Genomic DNA, 612 nt, shown 5'->3' on the forward strand with positions numbered 1-612 from the left:
GGCGGCGGCGTAGTGCCCGCCGCCGCGCGGGGAGGCGTCCCGAACGGAGAGGCCGTGATCAGCGAGGCCCCGCAGCACTGCGGGCGGGACGGACCGGGCTGCAAGTGATATTTCGAGCGTCCAGGTGTCCCACTCGGAGCGCGCGGGATCGAGGACGTCGACGTGGCGCACGGGATCGCGACACTCCACGGCGGCGGCTGCGCGAGAGCAGGCCCGGCGGCGCTCGACAGTGCAGGTCACTGTCTCAGGCCTCCGGGTGTCGCTGCACGATCGGCGCGAAGCGACGCGCGTTCTCTCCAGCTGCCGAGAGGCCCGCGACTGGTGCGACGAAGCCGCGCGGGATCTCCGAGAGATCACTCCCGATGCCGGGGATCCAGCGCTCGCAGACCCATTCGCCGTCGAGGGTTGCGTACAGCACGCAGTGGGCCTCGTACTCGCGCTCGTCGGCGTGGTCCTGGACGATGCCGTGCTGGTGGGCGATCGCGACGCAGCGGCGGCCCGTGTCGGGCTCGGCGTCGAGGTCGTGCTCCGGCGGGGAGAGTTCGGTGAGTTTGTCGTCGGTGATCGGCGCGGGAGCCGTGATCGAGACGAACTCTTGGGAGTTTTCGCGAG

At 70.9% G+C, this 612-nt stretch carries 1 protein-coding gene; it reads right to left on the minus strand.

Features of this window, described 5'->3' with window-relative positions; translation table 11 throughout:
• Nucleotides 1-244: 244 nt before the first annotated feature.
• Nucleotides 245-612 (minus strand): hypothetical protein (locus tag DEQ92_RS23575; RefSeq protein ID WP_199522960.1); only part of this gene is annotated, 368 nt, incomplete at its 5' end.

Source organism: Haloferax sp. Atlit-6N (assembly GCF_003383195.1).
GTDB lineage: Archaea > Halobacteriota > Halobacteria > Halobacteriales > Haloferacaceae > Haloferax > Haloferax gibbonsii.